The following is an 11,709-nucleotide window of genomic DNA, read 5'->3' as shown; positions in this document are numbered from 1 at the left end:
ACCACTGGCTACGCGCCGATAACCTCGGCTATCTCTGGTCAGTGTGAGTCGCCTAAAAGCGACCCGGTCGTAGGAAAGCCAGGGCAATGCAGGGCAATCCGCACATGAGCCCTGGCACCGCGCCGTCTTAATTCTGTTGATTTAATGGCTTATCAGTAACTTGGTTAGCAAGTTACTACCAATTATGTTGTCCCACACTATATTTATCTATGATATACATGTATACTATGTGGGTGATACCCAATATTTGGGCTGAAGAGAAACCGGCGTGTACCTATTGCGAAGTAGGTACACCTATGGAATCCTTCGGTTATGAACCTAGAAGTACAGGTGGAGTGCGACACCTTGGTGCGGCAGCATCACGTAGCGCTTTCGCAGGTGCGCAAGGACGTGGCCGAGGCGGTGTTGAGAACTGCCGCGTTGTGGGAGTCGGTGTTCTCGGATCCATCCGATATGCACGGCCAGTTGCATTGCACGTCGGTGCGAGGCTTGTTAATCAAGGTGCGCACCGACCGCGAGGCTGGTGTCGGTCTGCCCGATGGGGAGAGGGCACCGAAGAGTTCCTTGACCACACGTTGCGGTCAAGGCATGTCGGCGATTTTGGACGATGGCCGGGGCGGGGAGGGAATACGGATCCGCAAGGCGCCATCAAAGGTGGTGGCCGAGCACGACCGGCTGGTTGTGTATCCCTCAAAGCAGCAGAGAGAGGCGGCTCTGAAGCTGGCGCAGGCCGAGGCGCAACGTGCGGCCGAGCGGGCTGCGGCCAAAGCCGGGTGCGACAGGGAGTCCGAGCCGGAAGTCATCAACGGGCAGTACACCTTTGGTGGGGAGTTCGACCAGCTCGAACGCAAGCCCACCGGCTACGACTGGTTCGTGTTATGGACGTTGAGCCCGGACAGCTTGCATGTCCTGGAGGTGTATTTGGCGGCGGTGATCGGTATCGACGACAGCACGAACACAGTTATCGTGGCTTCTACCCCGCTGCCGAAGTCGGTTGCTCAGCAAGGAGATACGTCCGACACCGACTTCGAGGACTTCGGCAAGGGCGGCGAAGAGGGTACTGGTCCTGCACCAGCGTGACGGGTTTGTCACACCCGTCGGTTAGCGTCACGACACTTAGTGTTGAATCGGGATCGCTATGACGAAGACGGTGGAAATTTTCGGTTTGCGGGTGCGCCAGGCCCGCTTGATGAGACGGCTGACAGCGAAGCACGTGATGGAGGCGGTGGGTTGGTCCGGCGCGCGTTTGTCGCGGCTTGAGCGATCGGAAACCGCACAGGTCTCCGAGGGCGAGCTGGCCGCCTTGATGGACGTGTTACGGGTTCCTGCATTGTTTTTCACGTCAGTGCCGGTGTGTCGCGTGGAGCCTGATCAGTTGTTGTTTCGTGCTCCGAAATCGACGACAGAGACCGAGAAGAATCGGATGGCGCAGTTCATCGCGCTTTCTGGCGACTTTCTGCTGGAGATGAACGGGCGCCACAAGCTGCCGCCTGTTCAGATCAGCGCGGCCCCTGATCCGGACCCTGTATCTGCTGCGCTGCACGCTCGCCAATGCTTGGGTGTCGATCGAGATGTGCCGATCGGTGATCTGACCCATCTGTTCGAACGCGGCGGTATCCCGGTGGTGATGCGCTACGAGCGGTTCGGGGGCAGCGCACCGGAGGACAATTCGCGGGGTCGGCTAGAAAAACACTTGGGCTGCTCAACCTGGGTGGGCGAGTTCCGGGAGCGCCCGCTGATCGTGTTACGGGAGCTTGATTCGTGGGAACGGACCCGCTGGACATTGGCGCACGAGCTGGGGCATCTGATTCTGCACACCAATGTCGCGGAGTTGACCGATGATCATGAAGATCAGGCGTCGCGGTTCGCTTCGGAGTTTCTGGCGCCGTTCGCGGCGGTGTCGCAGTCGGTCAAGGCGGCTCCCTCGCTGCTGAATTTGCTTCCCGTTAAGCAGAAGTGGGGCATCTCTGTGGGTGCGTTGCTTCGGCATTTCCACGATTCAGGGGCACTCGATACTGAGCGTTACGACATGCTGCGCACGCAGCTGTACACGCGGATCAACGCCGATACCGGGTTCACCTGGGGACGCACGGAGCCGGGCTGGGATGACCGTAAACCTGAGCGGCCTCGGTTGATGAGCAAGTGGATCGAGTTTGCGTTCGGGGTCAGCTCGCCGGAAGCGCTGATGGCGCACCGGGTGATGTGGCCGCTGGACATGCTGCAGGAATTTCTGGTCGGCCAGCGTATGGCCGTGCCGGCCACCGGCGCCCCGCGGCCGCCGTCACCGCGTGGTTCCGGTGGTGTCGCCGATTTCGCCGCGTACCGGCGGCGGCGGGCGTAGGCGGGCAGGGCTGGCGGTGGCGCGGGTTCAGCGGGTGCTTGATGCAGCTGATGGTTCGCGCTGGTACACGGTGGTTGGTGCAGACCACCTGCCGGTCGCGCCGGTCGCGGAGTACATCGCGTTCCTGCGTGATGACCAGGCATCGCCACACACGGTCCGCGCCTACGCTGCGGGACTGGCGGCTTGGTGGACGCTGTTGGAGCACACCGGGACCGGATGGACACAGATTTCAACCTCACTGTTCGGCGGTTTCCTGACATATCTGCGGACCGGGGATCTTCCCGGGACCGCGCGAGTCGGGCCTGAGGGAAGCGGGCTGGCCGCGGCGACGGTGCAGCAGCGGGCCGCCGCAGTGCTGGCGTTCTACCGCTATCACGCGCACGCCCACAACCTTGATGTGCCCTATCAGAAGCTCTATGGGTCCCTCGGCAAGCGTGGCCGCTCCCGTTATGTGCCGATGCTGGCTGGGGTGGGGCGGCGGCCGCGACGGGACCGGCCCATCTACCGGGTTCGTGGTGAGAACGCCCGCCGCACACCAATCTTGCTGCCCGTCCAGGTGCAGCTGATCCTTGATGCGTGCGCAATCCAGGACACCGACGGGCAATGGTCAGGATCGCAGGCCGGTCTGCGGGACCGGTTGCTGTTCGCCACCTTGGCCGAGACGGGGATGCGCCTGGGCGAGGCATTGTCGTTGCGGCACCAGGATTTCTGTATCGGTGCCGGAGGCACCCCGTGGATCGATGTGGCTGCCCGCCAGGATCATCCGCATGGCGTGCGGGTCAAAGGGCAGCCGCGTCGGATCTATGTCGGAGACGATCTAGAGGCCCTGTATTCGGCGTACGTGTGGCAACTGGTCGATGCCGGTGCGGACATGACAGTGCCGGATCTAAACAACCATTTCGTGTTCGTCAACCGCGCCGGTGGCACCCTGTTCGCACCGCTGCGCCCCGAGACCGTGTACGCAAAGGTCCGATCGGTGAACAGGTCAGCCAAAGATCTTCTCCCGGCGGGCTGGTCGCCGCACTGGCTGCGCCACACCCATGCCAGCGCACTACTGGCCTCGGGTGTGCCCACCCATGTGGTGATGCGCCGGCTGGGGCATCTGGACATCCAGACCACACTGTCCATCTACGGGTGGGTGACCGAAGACATTGCGATGCGCACCGCGGCGCAGTGGAAGAACTACGCCGCCGGATGGAAGGGCCTGCACGATGCCCCCAACTGACCCGCCGCCCACCGGGCAGCTCGACCCCAGGTACGCCGAGAATCCGGCGTGGGAGCAGCAATGGGCGAAAGTGCCTGCCGCGTGGCGAGCGCCGGTGTACCAAATCGACACTGCCCCGTTCAACGAGGTTTTCGTGCAGAACCGCTACTACACCACAGCCACTCCCGGCTACGACGGCTACGATTTCACCCCGCCCGGACCGCCCCGGTTCGCTCACGAGCTGGCGTGGTGGGTCTACACGTGCTGGCGTGAAGGGTTGCGCCGGATCGACCCGGCCAAGATTGTCTGGTTCACCCAGGCCCTGCCCGAAGCCGCCGCCGAATACCGGCGCCGTCGCGGCCGGTCGCCAGCCAGCCTGCTCGACATCACTGTCCCCGACATCGTGCGGCACGCGACGGTGCTCTTCGAGCAGCGCCGCCACCGCCTGCCCACCCCCTCCTACCGCCGCAATCTGGAATGGACGGTGGAGCATCTACACACGCTGCTGGCGGTGCGCTGCACCCCGGCGCCGTGGTGGAGCTATGACACCTGGGACCTGCGGATCGACCCACGAATCCCACAACGCGAGCACGAACCCCATCACGAGCGAGTACTCAAACTCGCTGGGATACAACCAGTGTGGCTGCGTGAAGGGCTGCGGTTCTGGATGCGCACCGCCATCACCCATCAGCTGTTCACCTGGACCACCGCGGTGAGCCGATGCCAAACCCTTGGCCGCCATCTGGGCCTGTTCTGCCAGCACAACAACTACCGCGATGACCCGCTGATCACCGCTGATCCCGAGCAGCTGCGTGCGGTGTTCATGGATTTTCTGACCTACTTGCGCAGCCCCGAGGCCACCACCAAATCCGGCACGCTCAGCGACTACCTGGTGGCCGAGATCCAGTACCAGGTGCAAGCGTTCTACACCTTCATGCACGATCACGGCGCCGAAGCCGCCGCCGCGACCGGAGAGAAACGCTGGAAAAAGTTGGGGATCAGCCATACCCGGCTGTGGGCACCGGCCTACCTACCGCGCAAAACGCACCGGTCCCGCGAGCTGACCTGGTATAGCACCGCAGATTTGCAGCGGATGCTGGCCTACCTGGAGGTGCTGGGCGCAGACACCGAGGAACGTGTCGTGCTCACCCACCCCGACGGGCAGATCTCGGTGATGGCCGGTCTGGGCGATCCGCAAGCGGCCCGCGCCTGGCTGCTACAGGCGATGACCGGCCGGAGGGCCTCGGAGATCTTGATGCTCGATCATGATCCACTGCAAGCTATTCCGGGAGCCGCCGCACCGGCCGGTGCAGATACCGGGATCTTCGTGGCGCGGCTGCGCTATCAGCAGACCAAGGTCGCCGGAGTAGATCCCACCATCTTGGTGGAACAACAGATCGTCGATGTCATCCGCGAACAGCAGCGCTGGCTCTCGCGCCACTATCCCGGCATGAAACCCAAATACCTGTTTGTGGGGATGGTGCACCAGCACCAAGGCCAGCGTGCCCGCCCATACACCTCGTATCTGAACGCGCTCAAGAAACTGGACGGCGTCCACCGCCTCGTCGATACCCAGGGCAACCCGCTGCGGTTCTCCCAGACGCACCGGCTGCGGCACACGCGCGCTACCGAGTTGCTCAACGACGGTGTCCCGTTCCATGTCGTGCAGCGGTACCTAGGCCACAAGAGCCCGGAAATGACCGCACGCTACGCCGCTACCCTGGCGGCGACCTCCGAAGCAGAATTCTTGAAACACAAGAAGATCGGCGCGATGGGCGCCGATATCGCCATCAGCCCCTCAGACATCTACGAGATGACCCAGCTCGGCAAGCGCACAGACCGGGTACTGCCCAACGGGGTGTGCCTGTTGCCGCCACTGAAATCATGCGACAAGGGCAACGCCTGCCTGTCGTGCGGGCACTTCGCCACCGATGCCACCCACCTAGCTGATCTGCGCGATCAACTCACCGCCACCGAGACCCTCCTGGCCGGGCGCCGCCAGCAGTTCGCCGACCGCACCGGCCGCGAGCTGACCGACGACAACGTCTGGGTCAGCGAGCGCCTTCGCGAAATCGCGTCGCTACAGGCCATCATCACCCGCCTGTCTGACCAGGCAAATACATTGGCACACAATAGATCTGGCGATATCGCGGTCGCAGGCCCGGCTACCGCTGGGCGCCGACCCCAGCTGCCGATCCTCACTCGCGGTGCCCACGAAACCACCATTAACCATGCCAGCGGGCACCGGCACTGCGATGACTGACCGCAGCCCGGGCACCGACGGGCTGCGCCGCCACGCCCAACAACGCTCCGACGACGCCCGCCGCCGCATCGACAAAGCTATCCGCGATCTGCGTAAACGCGGCGAGCCGATCAACGTCAATGCTGTAGCCCGCACCGCCCGGGTCACCCGCAAGACCATCTACGCTCATTCCGACCTGCTCGAACGGATCCGCGCCCACACACCCCTGCACCTCGCAGCACCCACGCCGCCGGCTCCCGATTCGCAGAACAGCATCGTGGCCGCACTACGTCGCCAGCTCACCACCCAACAAACCCAACTGGCCAATCTCAAAGCAGAACTCAAAGCACGCGAGGACGCACTGGCAGCGGCGCACGGCGAAATCGCCCGCCTCTCAAACGGGCAGCGGTAGTACACAACTGCAGGATCAGCAGCACTGGACACATTTGGGTGACTGCCGCGGCCAGCCACCCATAGTCGATTGCATCGTTTCGTGATCCCCCTCGCCCGCAATGATGCTGACACCAGGCCGCGCAACTACTCCTTCACCGCGTGCGACATGGGGTGAACAGGTCGCCTGCACGTCGTTTGAGTTTTACGGCAAGGGCCACCGGCGTGACAAGTAGGCCAGGGTGCGGCTCAGGTGCGCGCGGAACCAAGGAGTGCACAAGGGTTGCTTTGTCGGCTCCGAGAAGATACTTGATACTTCCGCTGCTGTAGTGGATCTGGCCGGACCCGTAGGGGTTGATGAGGATCCAGAACGGCAGCTGCGCCCCAACATTTTCCTTGACCTGCTGCACCCACGCGCTCTCGGGATCGCCGCTGAGATAGAACTCGGGCTTGCCCTTGGTCGTCTTGCGCACGCCAATGTACTGCTGGATATACGTGTAGAAGTCGCGTTGCGCCGAGGTGTCGATGACACCCACGCGCTGCCAGTGATCGCCGGGACGATCTTCGTCAACGTCGACGTCAGCTGAGGTGCTCGATACCCAAACAGTGGCCATCGCAATATCGTGCCGCACACGGACGTCAAACCGATCCAGCGGGCAACGGTAACCAATCCACGGTTGCACTGGACTATGCGGGCCCGGCGTTTTCTGCGTCCCGGAGCCGCGGTGCGCTGTGTCCGGCAGTGCCCATCTAAACACCTCCATTACTCAGCGCGACGTCAGCAGATCACAGCGGGCACCAGCAGAACTTGTTGCGGCACTTGATGTTACGCCTTGTCCATCGCCCCCGGACATGTAGACTAACCGTGGCAACAGCACAACTGTGTCCGCAGCGCCCTTAATCCTCGGTGCCCTCGACCAGTGCGCCGACGCGAACTTGCAGCGCATCGGCGATGTCGAACAAGCGCTCATAAAGCAGGCCCCGTCGGCCGTGTTCAACATCGATCAAGACATTGCGCGTCACACCCGAGCGCAGCGCCAGCTCTTCTTGGGTCAACCCTTGCCGCAACCTGCACGCACGAATCCTGCGGCCGACATCGGAACGGATCTGCTCCCACCGAGCTACACGGGCAGGGTCGTTCTGGCTCGGTCGGGTGGGCACGCACCTCAGTAATGAGGCGGGCGTACCAAAAGTCTGCCCCACTAGTAGTACATTGCTGCATCGTGTTCGAAACTGATTCTGACTTTGACCCCGACTTCGGCCCCGAGGAGACAGTGTCCTCACTTGCTCTGGACGTCATCGACGAACTGCGCATGAAGATGCTCGAATGCCTTCTGGTGCTGCACACCCTGCCTGATGAGGCCGACCTCAACTTCGCCGACTTGGCCAATGACATTCTGGCCGCACACCGCGGCACACAGGAGGCCTACCAGGCGGCCAGCATCCTGCATCAGGGCGCCGAACTCGACGAGCGGTGGGGCAACAACCTCTCGCGTCCTAAAGCCATCTTTGCCCGCCACAACGCCGCGGTGCGCCAGGGTGCAACGAAGGTGGTGCCAGTACCGGCGCTCTGCGATCGGCTAGAACGACACCTATACCAACTGCCCAGGCCTGACCGCACCCAGACCGCCGCCGCTGCACGCCCTAAATGCTCGGGCATGGTCAAGACAACCGGCGAGGACTGCACCAACTCGGCGATCTACCTTGGTGCAGGAATGTTTGGCGCCCACTGCTATTCACACGCCACCCCCACCGAGCGTGAGCGGTATCGAGTCCATCACGAGGAGAACGACGCCCGCCAAGCCCGCTCCCACACTGATCTGCGCAACCTGCAACGGGCCGTGGGCGAGAAGATCGCCGCACACTGGATATCCACCCGGGAGCAACGAGCTCAGTGGGTCAATGACATCGTGCCCAACTAACGCGTCAACTTCCCTGCCCCCAGGGTCCGCGGGCCTCAGGCGCTGAAGGCTTGCCGCCTTGCCAACCCTGGGCATGCCACGTGGCGGCGAGCACTTCGGAATGAGAGGGCCCCAGCAATGCCTCGAGCGATCCCAAGCGATAAGTGAGCATCAGGGCCAGCAACGTACTCAGGTGAGGATCCGGGAATTGTTTCTTCTCCAGTGCGGCAAGGGCTCCTCGGGTAATACCTGCCCGCACAGCAGCCTGCTCCTGAGTCAGCTTCGCCCGCTCGCGATGCCCACGCAACACCTGGCCAAGATGCACAGTTGACTGAACATCTTGTGTGTTGTGGACGACACGCAATGCGCGGTCCTTGCGTGTCGACATCATGCCTTCTATCTCGTTTTATTGATGTCACAAGGACCACTGTCGCCGCTGGCCGGAGTGTCACAACACTTTCTTGACTATGCACAGTAGACTATGCACAACCGACCGGACAATGGACATCATTATGGGCCTCGTCTTACTGCGCAAGGGCAAGCACGGGATACCTGAGGCGCGGCTGACACTATCGAGCTACCATGGGTGCTCCACAGCACAAGGGGGTGGGTTGTGAGGGCAGGTTTGATAACGATAGGCAACGAGACGAGCCGGCGCGAGGCTGATCATGATGCGGCCCCGTTCAGCGTCTATATGTCGGTGGCTCCTGGCACCCTCGCCTTTGGGCGAGCAGTAGAGCCGGGGGTAACCCGCACCGTATTTACCGAAGGATGTTCCACTAAAGGAGTTGCCATGATGGGCAGCAGCACAGTCGATGACACGCTGGACAACCAGATGCGCGCTGCTTCCGCCGGTCTTGTCGCCTCGGATGCTGTTATCGCGCTAGGGCGGGCGCTGCGTGGTTCGGATCTGCAGCCCCGCGAGACCGCAGTTCTGACCGGACTGGCGAAAGGATTCGGTCAAGAAGCTGACCTGTTGACCGGTTCACGGCCACGCCCGCGCACAGCGGACGGCGGATACATGCGCTCAGCACACGCATTGGCCGGCGCAACAATCCTGGACGGACCGCATCTGAGGTCGCTGGAAGATATCAAAGATCTGGATCAGAAAACTCAAGTCATCGAGATATTCCGCAGCTTGAGCCAGGTGCTAGATAAGGTCGCCTCCGGCAACAGATCCGATGCCGACCATATTTCTTGGGCACGGGATGTTTTGCGGGATCTGTCCGATACGATGAATGCCAGGTTAACTAGCTCGGGAGAGTCCGCAGAATTTTTTGAGTAGTTGTCTCAGCTTGGGGGTACGTTCTTGGACGACTCAGTTCGAGTGCAAGTCCTTGCCGAGATATTCATAAGCCGGATTGCCTGGTTCTCAGAGAAGATTGAACGCGCACAGATCGATACCCCTCGCCGCTCCACCGGTCATCGCCGGGTTTTCGAGCTTTTCAACGAATACGTGGATCAGGTCCGGGCCCGGGTAAACGAAGATCTGGCGGCCGACGATATCGAGCCCACCGATTTGGCCCGCCAACTGCGGCTGTTGATGACGCAGTTCGTCGGCCTGCACCGCACATTCGATGATCTGTTCTCCCGAGATAGGAGCCGGGTACCGCAATCACTGCCTTTCTTCGTGCAGGAAGCGTGCCGTCAGTGGGAGCTACCTGCGGCCGACACGGTCATTACGGTGGGCAAGCCCGGTAACTTCACCACACGAAACCGCAGTTCATGGAACACCATGTTTCTGTACGGCTCTCCCTCGAACATCTTGTCTATTGCGGTGCCTGAGCACGAGGGAACACAAGCTCGCTGGCTTCCCATCACCTTGGGCCATGAACTGGCCCATCATTATCTATTGGCCGGGAACATACCTGAGCTCGAAGAGATCGAGGCGCAGATCGCCGAGCAATTCGCTGCTGCACTCAAGGGCGAAGACGGTCAGGGTGCGGAAAGTACGTTCGCCGATCAATGGCGTGCTGAGGAAGTCCTGCACGAATGGGTCGAGGAACTCGTCTGTGATGCCTATGCCGTCGATCTTTTCGGGCCCGCCGCCGTCGCGGCCAGCCTCGAGTTTCTTCATTCGCTCGGTGATCCATCGGCGCCGACGAAAACCCACCCGCCGACGTTGTTCCGAGCCGAATTAATGCTCGCATGGTTGGCTGATGTGACAGCTGGGGCACCCGATCACGGCACACTCAGTCTGCAGTACCTGGGCGATGAAAAGATCACGCACCCCCAAAGTGCTCTGCTCTGCGACGCCATTCGTACGCAGTCCCAAGCAATTTGGGACGCGGTGCGTTCGTGGTCGAAGGAACGCTCTTACTGCGCCACCGAACGCGAACCCCATGTCGATGCTCTGGCGCGTCTCCTGTCGCAAGGCATACCGGGAGCCTTCACACCCGATACACCCCACGACGTCATCGACATAGTCAACGCCTATTGGCGTGCCCGCTCTGCGGGCACGCAATTCCCGATCGACCGCCTGGCCCTCAAGGCGATCGATGATCTCTACTTCATCAAACTATGGACGAGCGCCGATGGCGCCATCCATGAAGACCACGTCAGCTGCGATTGGGTTGGCGGGCCCGGGGTGCTCACTAACGCCGACTTCCGTACCCGGATAAACAACGGGGACGACAACCAGATCAGCATCACCCCCATGCTTCCCGGGGCGCTGGGCCCAGCCAGCGTGGACCTACGACTGAGCAACCAGTTCATCGTCTTCGAGCAGACATCGAACGCATCGTTCAACGCCCTGGAAATGTTGCAGGACCCCCGATCGATGCAATCGCGGCTGGAAAAAGACTGGGGCGACGAGTTCTACCTGCACCCCGGCCAAATGGTTTTGGCATCAACGTTGGAATACATCGTGTTGCCCTCGGACCTATGCGCTCAAGTCATTACCCGCTCATCGTATGGGCGGCTAGGACTTCTGAGCGCCACCGCAGTACAAGTGCATCCCGGGTTCAGGGGCTGCCTGACCCTGGAATTGGTGAACTTAGGCAAGATGCCGCTGGCGATCACACCCGGCGAACGGGTGGCGCAGCTCATGTTTTTCGGCGTGTCCTCACCGCATGCCCCAGCAGCGGAAACCGCCCGCAAGTATGAATGCCCCACTGGCCCGGAATTCTCGAAAATCAAAACCGACCCCGAGCTGAACACGCTGCGCAACATCCGTAACTACTCAACGCGCACCACCACAGCCGTTAACGTGGAAGCCACGCGCGGGCGACCCGAGAAATCACAGGGGGAAACAGGTGGGAACACCAGAGGTTGATCAACTGCTGGCGGCGCCGGATTCAGAGCTCTACGCGGCCGTCGGGCGGGCTGTAGACAAGAGCGCGGCCGATGACGGCTCTGCCGAAAACGCCGGGGAGCAGTACTTTCGCAGTAATCTTCCCAAATTCGCTCAGAAGATTTGCGCAGACCCGCACGTCACCGCGCTGCGGCGCAGCTACGCCGACGGTACGACTCTGGTGGCGGCCATCGCCGATGCCCTCGGCACGCTGGCCGGCCTGCCTGCCGTTCTCTCCATTTCGGTACTGGTGCTGCGTTACGGCCTGGACAAGCTCTGCGGTATTCCCCCCGCCCAGACATAGATCGCCGCTGGGCCGGTCTGCAACCCTTGGGTCCA

The 11,709-nt window shown here is 61.8% G+C and carries 12 protein-coding genes; 9 read left to right on the top strand and 3 right to left on the bottom strand.

The annotated features are described in order from the left end of the window. Nucleotides 1-312: 312 nt before the first annotated feature. The 5 genes from MAB_RS24685 to MAB_RS24665 are packed head-to-tail and all read left to right on the top strand — an operon-like array spanning nt 313 to nt 6,199. Nucleotides 313-1,080 carry a hypothetical protein gene (locus MAB_RS24685; protein WP_005114849.1) on the top strand — a complete coding sequence of 256 codons (768 nt, stop codon included), beginning with the start codon at nt 313-315 and terminating at the stop codon, nt 1,078-1,080. Nucleotides 1,081-1,138: 58 nt separating this feature from the next. After that, entirely contained in the window at nt 1,139-2,341 is a 1,203-nt protein-coding gene (locus tag MAB_RS24680) for a helix-turn-helix domain-containing protein (protein WP_005112755.1), read from the top strand. A 16-nt stretch (nt 2,342-2,357) separates the two neighbouring features. Continuing rightward, nucleotides 2,358-3,566, top strand: coding sequence for a tyrosine-type recombinase/integrase (locus MAB_RS24675; RefSeq protein ID WP_005112754.1), 1,209 nt, complete (start codon nt 2,358-2,360; stop codon nt 3,564-3,566). Continuing rightward, the gene (locus MAB_RS24670; RefSeq protein WP_005112753.1) at nt 3,553-5,808 is read left to right on the top strand and encodes a tyrosine-type recombinase/integrase; all 2,256 of its coding nucleotides are present in this window, start codon (nt 3,553-3,555) and stop codon (nt 5,806-5,808) included. The genes MAB_RS24675 and MAB_RS24670 overlap by 14 nt, the downstream gene beginning before the upstream one ends. Further along, nucleotides 5,801-6,199, top strand: coding sequence for a DUF6262 family protein (locus tag MAB_RS24665; RefSeq protein ID WP_005112752.1), 399 nt, complete (start codon nt 5,801-5,803; stop codon nt 6,197-6,199). Before MAB_RS24670 ends, MAB_RS24665 begins: the two co-directional genes overlap by 8 nt. Before the next feature lie 133 nt (nt 6,200-6,332). Here MAB_RS24665 and MAB_RS24660 read toward each other — a convergent pair whose 3' ends face one another. After that, the gene (locus MAB_RS24660) at nt 6,333-6,809 is read right to left on the bottom strand and encodes a hypothetical protein (protein WP_005112751.1); all 477 of its coding nucleotides are present in this window, start codon (nt 6,807-6,809) and stop codon (nt 6,333-6,335) included. A gap of 265 nt (nt 6,810-7,074) precedes the next feature. Continuing rightward, nucleotides 7,075-7,338 carry a helix-turn-helix domain-containing protein gene (locus MAB_RS24655; protein ID WP_005114847.1) on the bottom strand — a complete coding sequence of 88 codons (264 nt, stop codon included), beginning with the start codon at nt 7,336-7,338 and terminating at the stop codon, nt 7,075-7,077. 62 nt (nt 7,339-7,400) lie between these two features. Between MAB_RS24655 and MAB_RS24650 the strand changes: the two genes are divergently transcribed. Beyond that, nucleotides 7,401-8,099: a hypothetical protein gene (locus tag MAB_RS24650; protein WP_005112749.1), complete on the top strand. Its 699-nt coding sequence runs from the start codon at nt 7,401-7,403 to the stop codon at nt 8,097-8,099. A 4-nt stretch (nt 8,100-8,103) separates the two neighbouring features. Here MAB_RS24650 and MAB_RS24645 read toward each other — a convergent pair whose 3' ends face one another. Further along, entirely contained in the window at nt 8,104-8,469 is a 366-nt protein-coding gene (locus tag MAB_RS24645) for a helix-turn-helix transcriptional regulator (RefSeq protein ID WP_005114846.1), read from the bottom strand. Nucleotides 8,470-8,871: 402 nt separating this feature from the next. On the opposite strand from MAB_RS24645, the gene MAB_RS24640 reads away from it, so the two are divergent. The 3 genes from MAB_RS24640 to MAB_RS24630 are packed head-to-tail and all read left to right on the top strand — an operon-like array spanning nt 8,872 to nt 11,674. Then, nucleotides 8,872-9,363: a hypothetical protein gene (locus tag MAB_RS24640; protein WP_005112744.1), complete on the top strand. Its 492-nt coding sequence runs from the start codon at nt 8,872-8,874 to the stop codon at nt 9,361-9,363. 42 nt (nt 9,364-9,405) lie between these two features. Further along, nucleotides 9,406-11,352, top strand: coding sequence for a dCTP deaminase (gene dcd / locus MAB_RS24635; protein ID WP_005112742.1), 1,947 nt, complete (start codon nt 9,406-9,408; stop codon nt 11,350-11,352). After that, nucleotides 11,333-11,674: a hypothetical protein gene (locus MAB_RS24630; RefSeq protein ID WP_005112741.1), complete on the top strand. Its 342-nt coding sequence runs from the start codon at nt 11,333-11,335 to the stop codon at nt 11,672-11,674. Before dcd ends, MAB_RS24630 begins: the two co-directional genes overlap by 20 nt. The last annotated feature ends 35 nt before the right edge of the window (nt 11,675-11,709 follow it).

It is taken from the genome of Mycobacteroides abscessus ATCC 19977 (assembly GCF_000069185.1).
Classification (GTDB): domain Bacteria; phylum Actinomycetota; class Actinomycetes; order Mycobacteriales; family Mycobacteriaceae; genus Mycobacterium; species Mycobacterium abscessus.
Note: the sequence above shows the minus strand (reverse complement) of the source record. Positions and strands in the feature narration are given on the sequence as shown.